Annotated in this window: 17 protein-coding genes; 8 read left to right on the top strand and 9 right to left on the bottom strand. The window is 67.8% G+C overall.

Annotated elements, in window-relative coordinates; all coding sequences use genetic code 11:
- Positions 1 to 35 precede the first annotated feature (35 nt).
- From mutL to tsaE, 3 genes are all read right to left on the bottom strand, one after another.
- Positions 36 to 1,889, bottom strand: coding sequence for a DNA mismatch repair endonuclease MutL (mutL, locus tag N8I74_RS04280; protein WP_263125689.1), 1,854 nt, complete (start codon positions 1,887 to 1,889; stop codon positions 36 to 38).
- A gap of 85 nt (positions 1,890 to 1,974) precedes the next feature.
- Positions 1,975 to 3,258, bottom strand: coding sequence for an N-acetylmuramoyl-L-alanine amidase (locus N8I74_RS04285; RefSeq protein ID WP_408611860.1), 1,284 nt, complete (start codon positions 3,256 to 3,258; stop codon positions 1,975 to 1,977).
- Positions 3,231 to 3,707, bottom strand: coding sequence for a tRNA (adenosine(37)-N6)-threonylcarbamoyltransferase complex ATPase subunit type 1 TsaE (gene tsaE / locus N8I74_RS04290; protein ID WP_263125691.1), 477 nt, complete (start codon positions 3,705 to 3,707; stop codon positions 3,231 to 3,233). The genes N8I74_RS04285 and tsaE overlap by 28 nt, the downstream gene beginning before the upstream one ends.
- Here tsaE and queG point away from each other — a divergent pair, their 5' ends adjacent.
- From queG to N8I74_RS04325, 7 genes are all read left to right on the top strand, one after another.
- On the top strand, positions 3,708 to 4,784 hold the full coding sequence (gene queG, locus N8I74_RS04295; protein ID WP_263125692.1) for a tRNA epoxyqueuosine(34) reductase QueG: 1,077 nt from the start codon (positions 3,708 to 3,710) through the stop codon (positions 4,782 to 4,784).
- Entirely contained in the window at positions 4,781 to 5,434 is a 654-nt protein-coding gene (pxpB, locus tag N8I74_RS04300; RefSeq protein ID WP_263125693.1) for a 5-oxoprolinase subunit PxpB, read from the top strand. The genes queG and pxpB overlap by 4 nt, the downstream gene beginning before the upstream one ends.
- Positions 5,431 to 6,375, top strand: a complete 945-nt coding sequence (locus tag N8I74_RS04305) for a 5-oxoprolinase subunit C family protein (RefSeq protein WP_263125694.1) — start codon at positions 5,431 to 5,433, stop codon at positions 6,373 to 6,375. The genes pxpB and N8I74_RS04305 overlap by 4 nt, the downstream gene beginning before the upstream one ends.
- A complete protein-coding gene (pxpA, locus tag N8I74_RS04310; protein WP_263125695.1) occupies positions 6,354 to 7,130 on the top strand; it encodes a 5-oxoprolinase subunit PxpA in 777 nt (258 codons plus the stop codon). The genes N8I74_RS04305 and pxpA overlap by 22 nt, the downstream gene beginning before the upstream one ends.
- 99 nt (positions 7,131 to 7,229) lie before the next feature.
- On the top strand, positions 7,230 to 8,039 hold the full coding sequence (gene murI / locus N8I74_RS04315) for a glutamate racemase (RefSeq protein ID WP_263125696.1): 810 nt from the start codon (positions 7,230 to 7,232) through the stop codon (positions 8,037 to 8,039).
- Between the two features lie 66 nt (positions 8,040 to 8,105).
- The gene (locus N8I74_RS04320; protein ID WP_263125697.1) at positions 8,106 to 8,450 is read left to right on the top strand and encodes a CidA/LrgA family protein; all 345 of its coding nucleotides are present in this window, start codon (positions 8,106 to 8,108) and stop codon (positions 8,448 to 8,450) included.
- Positions 8,443 to 9,162, top strand: a complete 720-nt coding sequence (locus N8I74_RS04325) for an LrgB family protein (RefSeq protein WP_263125698.1) — start codon at positions 8,443 to 8,445, stop codon at positions 9,160 to 9,162. Before N8I74_RS04320 ends, N8I74_RS04325 begins: the two co-directional genes overlap by 8 nt.
- An 18-nt stretch (positions 9,163 to 9,180) precedes the next feature.
- On the opposite strand, the gene N8I74_RS04330 is transcribed toward N8I74_RS04325, so the two are convergent.
- From N8I74_RS04330 to recG, 3 genes are all read right to left on the bottom strand, one after another.
- On the bottom strand, positions 9,181 to 9,681 hold the full coding sequence (locus N8I74_RS04330) for a molybdopterin-dependent oxidoreductase (protein WP_263125699.1): 501 nt from the start codon (positions 9,679 to 9,681) through the stop codon (positions 9,181 to 9,183).
- Positions 9,678 to 11,813 carry an ATP-binding protein gene (locus tag N8I74_RS04335; protein ID WP_263125700.1) on the bottom strand — a complete coding sequence of 712 codons (2,136 nt, stop codon included), beginning with the start codon at positions 11,811 to 11,813 and terminating at the stop codon, positions 9,678 to 9,680. Before N8I74_RS04335 ends, N8I74_RS04330 begins: the two co-directional genes overlap by 4 nt.
- A 392-nt stretch (positions 11,814 to 12,205) precedes the next feature.
- Entirely contained in the window at positions 12,206 to 14,299 is a 2,094-nt protein-coding gene (recG, locus tag N8I74_RS04340) for an ATP-dependent DNA helicase RecG (RefSeq protein ID WP_263125701.1), read from the bottom strand.
- A 135-nt stretch (positions 14,300 to 14,434) separates the two neighbouring features.
- Between recG and N8I74_RS04345 the strand changes: the two genes are divergently transcribed.
- The gene (locus N8I74_RS04345) at positions 14,435 to 14,839 is read left to right on the top strand and encodes a VOC family protein (protein ID WP_263125702.1); all 405 of its coding nucleotides are present in this window, start codon (positions 14,435 to 14,437) and stop codon (positions 14,837 to 14,839) included.
- A 54-nt stretch (positions 14,840 to 14,893) separates the two neighbouring features.
- Here the strand turns inward: N8I74_RS04345 and N8I74_RS04350 are convergent, their stop codons facing one another.
- The 3 genes from N8I74_RS04350 to N8I74_RS04360 all read right to left on the bottom strand — a co-directional run bounded on the left by N8I74_RS04350 (position 14,894) and on the right by N8I74_RS04360 (position 16,438).
- Positions 14,894 to 15,211: a hypothetical protein gene (locus N8I74_RS04350; protein WP_263125704.1), complete on the bottom strand. Its 318-nt coding sequence runs from the start codon at positions 15,209 to 15,211 to the stop codon at positions 14,894 to 14,896.
- 98 nt (positions 15,212 to 15,309) lie between these two features.
- Positions 15,310 to 15,711 carry a VOC family protein gene (locus N8I74_RS04355; RefSeq protein ID WP_263125705.1) on the bottom strand — a complete coding sequence of 134 codons (402 nt, stop codon included), beginning with the start codon at positions 15,709 to 15,711 and terminating at the stop codon, positions 15,310 to 15,312.
- Positions 15,712 to 15,883: 172 nt separating this feature from the next.
- Complete coding sequence (locus N8I74_RS04360; RefSeq protein ID WP_263125706.1) at positions 15,884 to 16,438, bottom strand: hypothetical protein; 555 nt, start codon at positions 16,436 to 16,438, stop codon at positions 15,884 to 15,886.
- Between the last annotated feature and the right edge of the window lie 93 nt (positions 16,439 to 16,531).

Below are 16,531 nucleotides of genomic sequence, written 5' to 3' on the forward strand. Positions count from 1 at the left end.
GCCAGCGTGTCGGGGTCGTCGCGATCGGGTTCCACTCACTGCCCCCGCATGAAGAGGCCATCGAGCTCCTTCATGCTCAGCCGGAACCAGGTCGGGCGGCCGTGGTTGCACTGGCCGGAACGCTCGGTCGCCTCCATCTCGCGCAACAGCGCATTCATCTCGGGCAGCGACAGTGCGCGATTGGCGCGCACGGCGCCATGACAGGCCATGGTGGCGAGCAGCGCGTTGCGCCGGCCGGCCAGCACCTGGCTGGCGCCGACCTCGCGGATGTCCTTGAGCACCGCGCGCGCCAGTTCGACTGCGTCGGCGTCCTTGAGCAGCATCGGCACACTGCGGATCGCCAGCTGTGTCGGCGAGGCCACCGACAGATCGAAGCCCAGCGCCGCCAGCGCCTCGGCATGGTCCTCCACCGTGGCCACGTCGAGGCGGTCGGCAGCAAAGAGATGCGGGATCAGCAGCGGCTGGGTGGGCATCTGAGCGAGGTCCAGCGCGGTCTTGAGCTTTTCGTAGACCACACGCTCGTGTGCGGCGTGCATGTCGACCACCACCAGCCCCTCGGCCGCCTGCGCCAGGATGTAGACACCATGCAGCTGCGCCAGGGCAAAGCCCAGCGGCGGGATGCCGTCCTCGTCCTCGGCTGGGAGCGCGGGCCGGTCAATGGTGGGTGCGAAGCCGCTCCAGCCGGCCGCGGCGTCATCGGCCATCGCGGCCGGTCGCTTCAGGTCGCCGAACAGGCGGTCGTACACCGCCAGGGGTTCCGCCGCCATGGGCAGCGGCATCGGCTGCTGCCGGTACATCGCTGCGCCCGGCGGGGCGGGTGGGCGCGGGCTGCCGGCGACAAGGTGCGCCGGCGCAGCGATCTCGCCGGTTTCAGGGTCGACGCCGGCCGGCACCGCGCCGGCGCGGGTCTCGGCCAGTGCCTTGGACAGCGATGCGAGCACGAAGCGATAGACCGCCTGGCTTTCGCGAAAGCGCACCTCGATCTTGGTCGGATGCACGTTCACGTCCACCCCTTCCGGTTCCAGCTCCAGGAACAGGCAGTAGGCGGCGTGCCGGTCGTGGTGCAATACGTCGCGATACGCTTCGCGCAGCGCGTGCTGCACGACCTTGTCGCGCACGAAGCGGCCGTTGACGAAGAAATACTGCGCATCGCGACTGGCCTTGGAGAGCGTGGGCGACCCAGCGATGCCCCACAGCCGCAGCGGCCCGGCGCGCTCGTCCAGCGCCACGCCGGTCTGGACGAACTCGTCGCCCAGGAGCTGCGCCGCGCGCCGCGCCAGATCGCCATGCAGCAGCCGCAGCTGGGCGCGGCCGTTGTGGCTGAGCGTGAACTGCCGCGCCGGATGCGCCAGCGCCAGACGTTTGACCGCCTCTTCGCAGTGGGCGAACTCGGTGCTGTCCGATTTGAGGAATTTGCGCCGTGCCGGCGTCTGGTAGTAAAGCTCGTGCACTTCCACCGTGGTGCCCAGCGCCAGCGCCGCCGGTTCGGGCTCGTTCAGCCCGCCGTGGTCGGCTTCGATGCGCCAGGCATGCTGGGCGCCCTCGAAGCGGCTGGTCAGCACCAGGCGCGACACCGAGGCGATCGACGCGAGCCCTTCACCACGAAAGCCCAGCGTGGCGACACGGGTCAGATCATCGAAGCTGTGGATCTTGCTGGTGGCATGCCGGTGCAGCGCCAGCGGCAGATCGTCGCGTTCGATGCCGCCGCCGTCGTCGATCACCTTGATCAGCCTGGTCCCGCCAGCCACGAGCTCCACGTTGATGCTGTGCGCCCCGGCGTCCACGCTGTTCTCCATCAGTTCCTTGAGCGCGCTGGCCGGGCGCTCGACCACCTCGCCGGCGGCGATCTGGTTGACCAGGGTGTCGGACAGGATCTGGATGCGGGGCATGGCGGCGGGCAGGACAGGGGCGAGCCGGCAGTATATCAGCGGCAGGCTGGCGTTCCGCCGGCCGTTGGCTGCATGCCGATCCAAGCTAGCGCTGCGCGACCTTGGTGCCCGGCGGCACCGGGTTGGCGGCGAAATAGCGCTTGATGCCCTGGTACAGCGCATTGGCCATCCGCTGCTGATAGTCGTCGCTGACGAGCTTGCGCTCCTCGGCCGGATTGGAGATGAACGCGGTCTCGACCAGGACCGACGGGATGTCCGGCGCCTTGAGCACCGCGAAGCCGGCCTGCTCCACCTGCGCCTTGTGCAGCCGGTTGATATTGCCCAGCTCGCCCAGCATCACCTTGCCAAGCTTGAGGCTGTCGTTGATGGTGGCGGTCTGGGTCAGGTCCATCAGCGTGCGCGCCAGATGCAGGTCCCTGGTGTCGATCTTCACCCCGCCGATCAGATCGGCCTCGTTTTCCTTCTGCGCCAGCCACTTGGCCGCAGTGGAAGTGGCGCCGCGCTCGGACAGCGCGAACACCGACGAGCCGTTGGCGTCCGGGCGCACGAAGGCATCGGCGTGGATCGACACGAACAGATCGGCCTTGGCGGCGCGTGCCTTGCGTACCCGCGTACCCAGCGGCACGAAATAATCGCCGTCGCGCGTCATCACCACGCGCATGTTGCTTTCCTGCTCCAGCAGTGCCTTGAGGCGTCTGGCGATCTGCAGCACCACGGTCTTCTCGTGGTTGCCGGCAGGGCCCACCGCGCCGGGGTCCTCGCCACCATGCCCGGGATCGAGCACCACGGTGACCAGCCGGTCCACCTTGAGGCTGTCGCGTGCCACGGTGGCGGGGCGCTGCACCGGTGTTGGCTCGGGGGTGGGCGCGGGGGAGCGTTGCTCGTCCAGAAAGGCCAGCAGTGGATCGGCCGGCGCAGCCGGATACAGGTCGATCACCAGCCGGTGCTGATAGTCGCTGACCGGTGCCAGTGTAAAGACCTGCGGCTTGACCTCGGTCTTGAGGTCGATCACCAGCCGCACCACGCCGGGTTTGAACCGGCCGGCCCGCAGCTTCTCGATGTTGGGGTCCGCGGCGGTCAGCTTGCCGGCGAGGCTCTGCAGCTCGCTGTTGAGCTCCACGCCTTCCAGGTCGACCACCAGCCGGTCGGGATTGCGCAGCAGGAATTGCTTGAAGGTCAACGGCGCGTCCGATTCCAGCGTGACCCGGGTATAGGCCTCGGCGGGCCACATGCGCACGGCGATCACATTGGGCGACGCGTCCGCGGCGGCGCCGACCGGTCGCACTGCCAGGACAAGGAGCGCCCCGGCGGATGCGCGCAGCAGCCGGCGGCGATCAGGGTTCACGTGAGGACAAGGCGTGCGAGGCATTCGGTTCCAAGCGGTGTTGCTGCGGCGATCCGGGCCCGCCGTCCCAGCCCTTCGGGTGCGAGCCCGATCACCCAGTCCGGGGATGGCAGCAGCCCTTGTGCTTTTTCAGCCCACTCGATCAGGCAGATGCTGTCGGGGTTGAAATACTCCCGAAAGCCGGCGTCTTCCCATTCGAGGGGGTCTTGAAATCGATATAAATCAAAGTGATACAAGTATAAATTCGAAACTGTATAAGGTTCAACCAGTGTATAGGTGGGGCTTTTCACGCGCCCGGGGTAGCCCAGCGCGCGCAAGATGCCACGGGTGAGGGTGGTCTTGCCCGCGCCCAGATCGCCTTCCAGGAACACGGTCATCCCCGGCGCCAGCGCGTGGGCGAGCGCGTCGCCGAGCGCGAGCGTGGCGGCTTCGTCGGGCAGGAACAGCTTTCGCGTATCATCGGCGCTATGCATATGGGACTCGACAACGGGCAGGTGGATGGGCAGGCACTGGCGGCCGACATCAAGCGCTGGGCCGCGGCGCTGGGCTTTGCGCGGGCGGCCATCACCGGCGTCGACCTGAGCCACGCCGAGGCCGGTCTGCAGGCCTGGCTGGATGCCGGGTATCACGGCGAGATGGATTATATGGCACGGCATGGGCTCAAGCGCGCGCGCCCGGCCGAGCTTGTGCCCGGCACCCGCAGCGTGATCAGCGTGTTCCTGCCCTACCTGCCGCCGGCGGCAGCGGCCAGTGAAGCGGTGCTGGCCGACGGCGCCAAGGCCTATCTGTCGCGGTACGCGCTGGGGCGGGACTACCACAAGGTATTGCGTCGCAAGCTGCAGACGCTGGCCGAGCGCATCGGCGAGCGCATCGGGCCGTTCGGGCATCGGGTGTTCGTCGATTCCGGGCCGCTCTTGGAGGTGGAGCTGGCCAGGCAGGCGGGCCTGGGCTGGCGCGGCAAGCACACGCTGCTGCTCAACCGCGACTACGGGTCGTTCTTCTTCCTCGGCGAACTGCTGACCGATCTGGCGCTGCCGGCCGACCCGCCGTTGCCGGCCGAGCACTGCGGCAGCTGCACCCGCTGCCTCGATTTCTGTCCGACCCGCGCCATCGTCAAGCCCTATACCGTGGATGCGCGGCGCTGCATCTCGTATCTGACCATCGAGCTCAAGGGCAGCATTCCGCCGGCGCTGCGGCCACTGATCGGCAACCGGGTCTACGGCTGCGACGACTGCCAGCTGGTCTGCCCCTGGAACCGCTTCGCCGTCCGCAGCGATGACCCCGATTTTGCCGTCCGCCATGGTCTGGACGATGCCTCGCTGTGCGAGCTGTTCGCCTGGAGCGAGGCGCAGTTCCTGGAGCGCCTGGCCGGCAGTCCCATCTACCGGATCGGCTACGCGCGCTGGCTGCGCAATCTGGCGGTTGGCCTTGGCAACGCGCCCTCGTCGCCGGCAGTGCTGGCCGCGCTGCAGGCGCGACGCGACGACACCGATGCGCTGGTGCGCGAGCACGTGGCCTGGGCGTTGCAACAGCACGGGGTGGCCGGATGAGTGCGGTGTCGCCGTCGATCCAGCCCCTGGGCGAATGCGCGCTGGTGCTGAACGTGGGCGCCGACCTGGCGATGCAGCGCCGGCTGTGGGCTGCCTGGCATGTGTTGGAGCATCGCCTGCCCGAGGTCGAGTGGATTCTCGGCATGGGCAACCTGACCGCGCATTTCGACCCGCTTGTCACCAAGGCACGGCTGGTGACGCGCGCGCTGGAAGGCGCGTGGGCGCGCAGCGCCGGCGTGGAGCTGGCACCGGGCAAGACCGTGACGCTGCCGGTGCGCTATGGCGGCGAGCATGGACCGGACCTGGCCTGGGTTGCCGGGCACACCGGGCTTGCGCCCGATGAGGTGGTGCGCAGGCACAGCGCCGCCAGCTATACCGTGTATTGCCTGGGTTTCCTGCCCGGTTTCGCCTATCTGGGCGGGCTCGACCCGCGGTTAGCGGTGCCGCGGCGATCCGATCCGCGCCTGGCGGTGCCCGCAGGGTCGGTGGCGATCGGCGGCGCGCAGACAGGGGTCTATCCGCTGGCCTCGCCCGGTGGCTGGCAATTGATCGGCCGCACCGACGCGCCGCTGTTCGACCCCTACCGCGAGACGCCGGGGCTGCTGGCGCCCGGTGACACGGTGCGTTTCCAGATCGAGGAGATCGCGTGACCCTGCTGATCGGACGTCCCGGGCCGCAGACCACGGTGCAGGACCTGGGCCGCACCGGATATCGGTTCCTGGGGGTGCCGGCCGGCGGCGCATGCGACAGCGTGGCGCTGCGGGTCGGCAATCTGCTGCTGGGCAACCCGGCAGAGGCGGCGGCGCTGGAGATCATGCTGGGTGGTCTGCAACTGCGGTTCGAGATGCCACGCCGGTTCGCGCTGACCGGGGCCCCGGTCGCCGCCACGCTGGATGGCAGGCCGTTGTCCGGCTGGCGGGTCTACGAGGCGGCAGCAGGCGCCGTGCTGCGGCTGGCGTTCTCCAGTGAGGGCGCGCGCATCTATCTGTGCGTGGCGGGCGGCATCGACGTACCGCCGGTGCTGGGCAGCCGCGCCACCGGGCTGCTGGCGGGACTGGGCGGCTTTGGCGGCCGGGGACTGGCGCAGGGCGATCGGGTGCCGCTGGGGCCGTTGCCGGCATGTATGCCGCAGCCGGCTGCGGTGCTGCCGCCGCCGCGCGGCGAGGTGCTGCGGGTGCTGCCCGGGCCGGAATGGCCGCAGCTGCCGCGGGCGGCGCAGCGCGCACTGCTGACCTATCCTTGGCGGGTATCGCCGGCCAGCAACCGCATGGGTGCGCGTCTCACCGGGCCGCAGCTGGCGTTGGAGGGGCTGGCCGAGCCCGATTCGCACGCGGTGCTGCCGGGGGTGGTGCAACTGCCACCGGGCGGGCAGCCCATCCTGTTGCTGGCGGATGCACAGACGACCGGTGGCTATGCCAAGCCGCTGGTGGTGATCGAAGCCGACCTGTGGCGCGCCGGGCAGCTGCATCCGGGCGCGACGGTGCGGTTTGCCGAAATCGGGCCCGATGAGGCGTTGGCGGCACTCGCTGCGCAGCGCGCATGGCTCGCCCATATCGAGAGGAACCTGCGTTGGCACACACCATTGACCTGAACGCCGACCTTGGCGAGGGCTTTGCGCACGATCCGGTGCTGATGCCGCTGATCTCGTCGGCCAATATCGCGTGCGGCGGCCATGCCGGCGATGTGGACAGCATGCGCACCGCGGTGCGGCTGGCGCGAATCCACGGCGTGGTGGTCGGCGCGCACCCGAGTTATCCGGACCGTGAGCACTTCGGCCGGGTTTCGATGCAGCTCGAACCGATGCGGCTGGTGGAGATCCTGACCGCGCAGCTCTGGTCGCTCAAGGCGGTCTGCATCGAGGCGGGGCTGAGCGTGGCCTACGTGAAGCCGCATGGCGCGTTGTACAACGATGCGGCGCGCGATCCGGCGCTGGCACGGCTGATCGCCGGCAGTATCCACGAAATCGATCCCGCGCTGGCGGTGATGGGGTTGTCCGGCTCGGCCCTGCTCGATGCGGCGCGCGAATGCGGGTTGACCGTGATTGCCGAAGCCTTCGTCGACCGGGCCTACCGCAACGACGGCAGCCTGGTGCCGCGCGGGGAGCCGGGCGCGGTGCTTGCCGATCCGCAGCATGCGCTGGCGCAGGCGGCCGATCTGACGCTGCGCGGCGGCGTGCGTGCGCAGGACGGCACCTGGCTGCCGTTGCAGGCCGACAGCCTGTGCCTGCACGGCGATCATCCGCACGCACTGCATTTCGCCACGCTGCTGCATGCGCATCTACGGCAGCAGGGCGTGCAGATCGCCTCCACGCTGCAGCGTCGCGCGCAAGGGGCGGTGCAGACGTAGCAATCCGTTGCATCGGGCCACTTCTGGCGGCGGGACGGGGGGCGTAGAATTGCGGCTTTCTGGCCGCCTACACAGCTTGCCGCCCGGAGCCCGCGTTCCATGTCCACCCCTGATCCCAGCCACGCCATCGGCGTATTCGATTCCGGCGTCGGCGGCCTCACCGTCGTGCGCGCGTTGATGGACAGGCTGCCCTTCGAACACATCACCTACTTCGGCGATACCGCGCGCGTGCCTTATGGGGTCAAGTCGGTCGCCACCATCGAGCATTTCACCCAGCAGATCGTCGATTTCCTGCTGCAGCGTCAGGTCAAGCTGCTGATCATCGCCTGCAACACCATGGCTGCGGTCGCCGCCGACCGCGTGCGCGCCAATGCGCCGGTGCCGGTGCTGGACGTGATCGAGGCCGGTGGCGCCAATGCGGTGGCATTGACCCGCTCGGGCGGCATCGGCGTCATCGGCACGCCCACCACCATCAACAGCAATGCCTACGCGCGCGCCATCCACCAGCTCAACCCCGATTGCCGCGTCTACTCGCAGGCGTGCCCGCTGTTCGTGCCGCTGGTGGAGGAGGGCTGGCTGGAGCACCCGGTCACCCGGCTGACCGCGCAGGAATACCTCAAGCCGGTGTTCGTCGAGCGTATCGATACCCTGGTCCTGGGCTGCACGCACTATCCTTTGCTCAAGCCGCTGCTGCAGGAAGTGGCAGGCAGCCGCATGCAACTGGTCGATTCGGCCATCTCGATCGCCGACCAGGCGGCCGTGCTGCTGCAACAGCAGGGCCTGGCCAATCCCAGCCGTACGCGGCCCGTCTACCGCTATCACGTGACCGATGTGCCGGTGCGCTTCCAGACCATCGGCGAGCGCTTTCTCGGGCGCAGCCTGGGGCAGGTGGAACTGGTGCAGTGGTGAGCGCGGGCACGTAGCCGCCCCGTGGCGGATGCGCCCGTCCGCGTGCCAACCGTCCTGGAGATTCCGATGCTGTTCGGCCTGACCGTGATCTGCGCCTTCCTGCTGGCCGGCGAGGCCGTGGGGCGGCTTCTTGGCCTGCCGGTGCCCGGCGCGGTGCTGGGCATGCTGTTGCTGACCGCCTGGCTGATGGGCCGGCGCCAAGTGCCGGCGCGCCTGGCGCGCGTGAGCGCCGGCCTGCTGCGCTACCTGCCGCTGCTGTTCGTGCCGGCCGGGGTCGGGTTGATGGCGCTGGGGCCGACGTTGGCGCGCGAGGGCATCGCCATGCTGCTGGTGCTGCTGCTGTCGAGCGCGATCACGCTGGCGGCCACCGCGCTGACGCTGCAATGGCTGCTCAGGCGTCGTCATGACTGAAGCGCGGGTGGTCTGGGCATGGTTGCAGACCCACCCAGGGCTGTGGCTGGTGATCACCGCGGCGGTGTACCTGCTGGCCGACAAGCTCCACCGCAGTCTGCACCGGCTGCCGCTGCTGAATCCGGTGCTGTTGACGGTGCTGGCGCTGATCGGCCTCCTGCACGCCACCGGGGTGCCGTACGGCGACTACTTTGCCCGGGTCGAGGCGATACACCTGCTGCTCGGGCCGGCCACGGTGGCGCTGGCCGTGCCGCTCTATCTCAATCTGCACCAGGTGCGCGCCTCGCTGGTGCCGTTGTCGCTCGCCCTGCTGGTGGGCGGCAGCGTGGGCATCGCCAGCGCGCTGCTGCTGGGCCGGTTGTTCGGGCTGTCGGCCGCCTCACTGATCTCGTTCGCACCCAAATCGGTGACCACACCGGTGGCGATGGCGCTGGCGGAACATCTGGGCGGCCTGCCGGCGCTGGCCGCCGGCGTGGTGATCCTGACCGGCATGTTCGGTGCCGTGGCCGGCATCCCGTTGCTGCGCTGGCTGCGCGTGCACGAGCCCATGGTGCAGGGTTTTGCGCTGGGCGTGGCCGCGCACGGCATCGGCACCGCGCGGGCGCTGCAGGTCTCCGAGACGGCGGGCGCGTTCGCCGGACTGGCGATGGGGTTGAATGCGGTGCTGACCTCGATCCTGCTGCCGCTGCTGCTGGCGATCTGGCCGCTGTAGCGCGCCACGCCGCACGGATCAGTGCACGATGATTTCCGCGAGCTGCCAGACACAGCGGCGGTAGTACTCGGCCTGACGCAGTTCGGGATGTTGATGGAACGGGTAGATCACGAACAGCGGCCCCTTGTCGCGTACCGTCATCGGCTTGCCGTTGCGCTTGCGGGCCAGGATCACGTCGTACTGCTCGGCATCCTCAAGCGGAATGGTGATCACGTAGTCGTTGAGGGCGCGCAGCGACAGGGTCTGGCCGGCCGCACCGGCGGCGGCGAGCACGTCGCGCAGCAGTGGACCTTCGAAACGCTGCGCCCGCGGATGCCAGGGCGTCGCGACCGTGAACGTATGCTGGGGCAGTGCGCGCAGCGTGGCCTCATCGAAGACCAGTGGTGCGCGGGCCTTGCCGTGCTGCACCAGGTTGCCGCTGACCACCAGCAGTGGCGTCCCGGTCTTGTCGCGGGCCCATCCCGGTTGCGGGGCCAGCAACGCGCATCCGACAAGGAAGAAGAAAAGACGCTTGATCATGGGGCATCCCTGGTTGTGCCTGACAGGAAATTGGTCTGGGCCAGCTCGGCGACGGCAGCGCGGGTCTGTGCGTAGCATTCGCGGACCGGGGTGGTGGGCGCCGTGTCCGGGTGCTGCTCCAGGTCGGCGAGCGCCGTGGCCAGGGCCGTGGCGCCGATCTGCAGTGCGATGCCACGGGCGCTGTGGGCATGCCGTTGCTTGTCTTGGGTATTGTCGCTGTTGGCGTAGTGGGCAAGCAAGGTCTCGACCCGGGCCAGACCGCGCTCGGCCAGCTCCAACCAGCGCTGCGGGGTGCAGCCCAGCCGGCCGCACATGGTTTCCAGCGATTCAAGCAGTTCGGATTGCACGGCAGCGGCAGGGGCCGCGCCTTCCTGGACCTCGCCGCGGGCGGCCTGCAGCAGGCGCAGCGCCGAGAACGGCTTGGGCAGCCATTGGTCGATGCCGGCTGCCGCCAGTTTGTCGGGCTCCGGTTGCAGCCCCGCGCTGATCATCACGATCCGCCCACTCCAGCCGCGGGCACGCAGCGCGCGGGCGGCGGCAAGGCCATCCAGCCCGGGCATGTTGTAGTCGAGCAGCACGCAATCGCAGGCCGGATCGGTGGTCAGCTCGTCCAACACCGACAGGCCGTTGTCGGTGGCACGCACCTGGGCGCCGGCCTGGGTCAGGATGTCGCGCATCAGCTCGCGGTTGATCTCCTGGTCCTCGGCGATCACCAGCTTGAGTCCGTCCAGGCGCGGCGCATCCTTTTCATCGGCGGGCGGCGGTGCCATCGCCGGCTGGGCATGCACCGTGGCGGTGAAGGTCGAGCCCCGGCCCGGCACGCTTTCCACGGTGATGTCGCCACCCAGGTGGCGAGCGTAGTCGCGGCTGATCACGAGGCCGAGCCCGGTGCCGCCGAGCAGCTTGCCGCTGGCGGTCTGTTCGAACGGGTTGAACAGCCGTGCCTGTTCCTCGATCGAGATGCCAAGCCCGGTATCGATGACCTGCATGCGCAGCATCAGCTTGTCGGCCGGCTGCAGCGCATCGATATGCGCATGCACCGCGCCATGCTCGGTGAACTTGATGGCATTGCCGATCAGGTTGATCAGGATCTGGCGCCACTTGCCGCCGTCCAGATGTAGGTAGGGCGGTACTGCCGGGTCCAGTGTCAGCGTGAACTGCAGCCCGCGCGATGCGGCCTGCAGTTCGAAGATGCCGCGCAGGTCGGTCGCCACCTCGGCCATGCACACGGTGTCTTCCACCACGTGCACCCGGCCCGCTTCGATCTTGGAGACGTCCAGCACATTGCCGATCAGACTGGACAGGTAGGTGCCGCTTTGCCGCACATGTTCGAGCTGCCGGCGCTGCGCGGGTGGCAGGCTGTTCAGTGCCAGCACCTGCTCGGTGTAGCCGATGATCGCGGTCAGCGGGGTGCGCATCTCGTGGCTGACACTGGCGAGGAAGCGGGTCTTGGCCGCGCTCGCATCGAGCGCCACGCGGCGGGCCTCCTCCAGCTCGCGGCTGCGGGTTTCGCTGCGCCACAGTTCGCGCAGCGCGATGAAGGCAAAGAACAGTAACAGCAGGAACTGCAGCACCAGGAGCGCGATGCGCCATTCGCCCAGCGCCACGATCAGCCGCTGGTTGCGGATCAACTGGTCGCTGAAGCGCTCCTGGATCAGTTGCACGGTCTGGTGGAACTGTGGTTCGAGCTGGTCCAGCGTCTGCGCCAGGCGCTCGATCTCGACATTGTCCAGCCCATCCTCGAACAGCGGGTCGAATTGCTGGAACAACGCATTCAGCGGCGCCAGCAACTGCCGGTACGCCTGCGTCATGCCGTAGAGGTTGTGCAGCGTACCGCTTTGCGTGGTGTGCACGCGGCTGGCCAGGATGTCGTAGCGCAGCGCCAGCTCTTCACGCTGGGTCGGATCGTAGCGGGCGAGCCGGACGACCTTGATGACGTTCATGAACTCGCGGGTCAGCGAGATGGTGTTCCACAGTTCCTCCTGCGCCGCATAGTCCGACACCCCGGACAGGTGCGCACGCAGGCGTTGCTCGAACCAGGCTGACAGGATCAGGATGCCACTGAGTACCGATACCGTGATCCAGAATGCGATGCGGACACGGCGCGGCATGGCGGTAAAGGGTGGGAGCATGGCGAAACGGGCTGGCCTGATCAGATGCAAAACCGGCTGTCCGGATGCATCGGCAAGCACCTGCCGATGCGGTGGACACCCTGGGGCGCGGCGCGGCCGGCGGCAGGTGTGTTGCACCGGATTCCCCGCTCCGCAGATTGTATTGTCATGCAGGTATATGCATGGTTTGGTGGCCGGGTGCACTGAAGCCGGCCTGCCAGCGGCGTGGCAGGATCATGACCGCACAGGGCGGGGATTCGCTGTGGGTGGGCAGGATGACGATTCACATGCAGGCGGCTACGGATGGCACAACTCAAGCTACCTGTTCCAATTACCGTTGGTCATGAAGTAGTGACAGCCGGTAGGCTGGGGCTGCTGACAGGCAGCGCGATTGTCGCATGGATGGGAACTCCTTACACCTTCAGCAACGCAGCACGCCCCGGCAACCAGCGATCCAGATGGCTCAGCGCGGCCGGCCTGTCGTGGGCGAGCAGCGTATCGGCAGCCTCGCGCGCCGCCTCCACCAGATCGGCGTCCGCCTCCAGGTCGGCGAAGCGCAGCATGGGCACGCCCGACTGTTTCACCCCGGCCAGCTCGCCCGGGCCGCGGATGCGCAGGTCCTCCTGGGCGATGATGAAGCCGTCGGTGTTCTCGAAGATCACCTTGAGCCGCTCCTTGGCGGTGTCGCCAAGCGGCCCGCAATACAGCAGCACACACAGGCTGGCATGCGTTCCGCGGCCGACGCGGCCACGCAGCTGGTGCAACTGCGCAAGACCCATGCGCTCGGCATGTTCGATCACCATCAGGCTGGCATTGGCGACGTCCACGCCGACCTCGATCACCGTGGTGGCCACCAGGACCTGGATGCGGTTGGCAATGAAGGCCTCCATCACCGCGGCCTTCTCGTCCGGTTTCATCTTGCCGTGCAAAAGCCCGACCGCCACGCCGTCCAGCTCCTCGGCAAGCTGGGCATGGGTATCGACCGCGGTCTGCAGCTGCAGCGCCTCCGATTCCTCGATCAACGGGCAGACCCAGTAGGCCTGGCGTCCCTCGGCCACCTTGGCGGCAATGCGCGCGATCACCTCGTCGCGGCGCGCATCCGACACCAGCTTGGTCAGAATAGGCGTGCGCCCGGGGGGCAGCTCGTCGATCACGCTCACATCCAGGTCGGCATAGAAGCTCATCGCCAGCGTGCGCGGGATCGGTGTGGCGCTCATCATCAGCTGGTGCGGGCTCTGCCCCTTGGCGCGCATCGCCAGCCGCTGCGCCACGCCGAAACGATGCTGCTCGTCGACGATGGCCAGACCCAGATTCCGGAATTCGACCTGCTGCTGGAAGATCGCATGGGTGCCGACCACCAACGGTGCGACGCCCAACGCCGCATCCTCGAGCGCGCTGCGTTTTTCCTTGGCCTTGAGCGAGCCGGCCAGCCAGACCACCTTGATGTCCAGCGGCGCGAGCCAGCCCGAGAGCTTGCGGAAATGCTGTTCGGCCAGGATCTCGGTGGGCGCAAGCAAGGCCACCTGGTAGCCGCATTCGATGGCATGGCAGGCGGCGATCGCCGCGACGATGGTCTTGCCCGAGCCCACATCGCCCTGCAGCAGCCGCTGCATCGGATAGGGCTGTGCCAGATCGCGGGCGATCTCCAGCAACACGCGGTTCTGCGCCCGGGTTAGCGCGAACGGCAGGCTGGCGACCAATCGCGCCGCCAGCCGTCCATCCGCGGCGATCACCGGCGCGTCGCGCTCGCGCCGTGCGGCGCGCGCCAGCCGCAGGCTGAGCTGCTGCGCCAGCAACTCATCGAACTTGAGCCGCCGCCACGCCGGATGGGTGCGGTGCTGCAGCGCCACGTTGGGAATGTCGGGCGTGGGCGAATGAAGCAGATGCACGCTATGGGCAAAGGGCGGCAGGCCATAGGCGTCGCGCATCGCCTGCGGCAGCGGATCGGCAAGGTCGCACGCACGCAGCGCCTTGCCGATCAGCTTGGCCAGCGCAGCCTGGCTGAGCCCGGCCGTGGTGGGGTAGACCGGCGTCAGCGCCTCGGACAGCGCGGCGCCGTCGCCCACGTTCCGGATCTTGGGGTGCACCATCTCGTCGCCCCAGAAGCCGCGGCGGATCTCCCCCAGCAGGCGCACCCGCTTGCCCACGGCCAACTGCTGTGCCTGATTGGGGTAGTAATTGATCAGCCGCACCACCAGCATGCCGCTGGCGTCCGCCACCCGCGCCACCAGCTGTTTCTTCGGCCGGAACATCACGTCCAGCGTCTGCACCTCGCCCTCGACCTGCACATTGGTCCCGGTCAGTGCGTCGGCGATCGGCACCAGATGCGTTTCGTCCTCATAGCGCAGCGGCAGGTGCAGCACCAGGTCGAACAGGCGGTGGATGCCCAGCTTGGCCAGGCGCGACTGGACAGCAGGGGTGAGGGTGGCAAAATCCATGAGTGGAACGGTCGTTCTGCGTGCGGCTACTTTAGCCGGTTTGGCACGGTGCGCAAAGCGGACACCCACGGTGAACGCCTGATCTGCAAGCAATCGTTCATGAACGAAATCGTGCAGCTGTCACGGGGCTGCGGTGCTGCGGATGCTATGTTGACACCCCAGGCTGGCTAAGCCGGCCTCAACCCGCGATTGCAAGGAGTGCATATGCAAGTGCAGAACTATCTGTTCTTCGACGGGCGCTGTGAACAGGCGCTGAATTTCTACCAGCAGACGCTTGGCGCGCAGATCACCCAGCTGATGCGTTTCGCCGACGCCCCTGAGGAAGAACAGGGCCCGCCTGAATGGCGCGACAAGGTGATGCACGCCAGCCTGACCATCGGCCAGACCGCGCTGATGGCCTCCGACGGCATGCCCGGGCAATCGACCCCGATGCAGGGCTTCAGCCTCGCGCTGGACCCGGCCACGCTGGATGAAGGCCGACGCCTGTTCGACGCACTGGCACAGGGTGGCCAGATCGAGATGCCGTTCGGCCCCACCTTCTGGGCCAAGGGTTTCGGCATGCTGCGCGACCAGTTCGGTGTGCCATGGATGGTGAATGTGGAAGGGTGATCAGGATGGGGCGGGCTTGGCAGTCGCTGCAGGCCCGCCGTGGCGTCTGCCCGTTCACTCGTCGTAATAAACCCGGAACGCCTTCAGCACCGCCGGATCAGCCCGGTACTTGCGCTTGATTGCCGCCACCTCGCGTTCGACCTGATCGCAGCGCAGCTCGGTCAGTACCTGGTTGATCTCCTGGTCGCGTGCTGAACGGTCGCCGTTGAATTCGCCGGCGAAATGATTGCAGTTGACGCCGCGATCCAGGAGGGCAGCAGCGTCTCGGGGCAGTGAGCGCCGTACCTTGTCGTAGTCGCCACAGGGATCGGAGCCGGCGGCGCAGCCGGATGCCATCAGCAACAGCAGAGATGCAAGCAGGGTGCGTTGCATGTGGGGTCTCGAACGTGAAGGTGGGGTGCCGGTGCAGCCGTGGCCGGTCCCCAGGTGGGCAGGCGCCAGGGCGCGCGCCCACCCGCGGACGACCGCGGTTACTGCCCGTTCCAGGTGAACTCGATCCTGATACCGCCCGGCTCGTAGCACATCATGTGCTTGCGCGGCCCACCGCCAAGCAGCTCCGGCGCGAATTCGATACGCGCACCGGGGAATTGCGAGAGCCGTTCGGCAAGCTCAAAAAGCCGCGATTCGGATTCGACCTCCAGTGCCAGATGATGCAGGCCCACGTTGGTGCGCCGGTTGAATTCGTGCACCGCCTGCGCATGATCGACCTGCCACAAGGTCAGCTTCACGTGGCCGTCGGTGACCATGGTCCTGGGGTACGAATCGTCCCTGCCTGATTCGGTCCAACCCAGTCCTTCGACAAAGAAGCGTGTGGTATCGGCAAGGTTGAAAACCGCCAAACCCAGGTGATGCAAGCCCTTGGTACTAGCCATGTGTCTCAGACTCCGGATCGAGAATGCGTAAAGAGGGTAGCCGTCACGAGGCAGGATGGACCTGCTGACGCATACGGCACGGCATGGAGCATATTGCGGGTGTGCAAATGAAGCGAGTCTGGGAACGCAGACCACGGCAGGAGTTCATCATATGGCCTGTGCGCACCCGGGTTCATGGGTGGGGAAGGGTCGGCGCCGTGGCCCTGGGCAGCGCACGCTGGGGAATTGCCTGGGCCGGCGCCTTGCCACCCGAGGCGATCCAGCGCAGCACCCTTACCCACCGTGACCACGCAGGCAATTGCGGTGCCAGCCCGAGCGACGCCTGGGCAGTCGCCAGTGCGTCTTCGAGCAAGGCATCGTGCAGCGGCCGGTAGACCAGCGGCCATGACAGCATCGCCCAGCCGCGCGCCTTCATCTGCAGCGTGTGCCGCAGGATGACGGCCTGCTGCGGACCGGTCAGGATTTCGAATGCATGCAGGCCATCGAATCCGGGCGGCCCGCCAAACCGGAATCGGATTGCCCGCCCTGGCACATAGTGTTCGACCATATAGCGTATCGGCCCGTGGCCTCCCGCTGCGCCTTCGCCCAGCGGCCGGTCGAGCCGCATCCGGGGCCAGGCCTGTCCCGGCCATAGCCGATCGTCTTTCGAGGCGAGCGTATCGAGCAGGGCCCCCACTACAGCCGGGTCCATGTCGAACGTGCGCTGATGGATGTTGAGCACCTGCATGCGTTGCTTCCCGATATGCCCATCGATACACGACCGGTTCAGATGCGATGCCGGTGGTCACAGCGTACCCTGTCCCGGCCAGCCGGCGCTGGC

Source organism: Chitiniphilus purpureus, assembly GCF_025642115.1.
Lineage (GTDB): Bacteria > Pseudomonadota > Gammaproteobacteria > Burkholderiales > Chitinibacteraceae > Chitiniphilus > Chitiniphilus purpureus.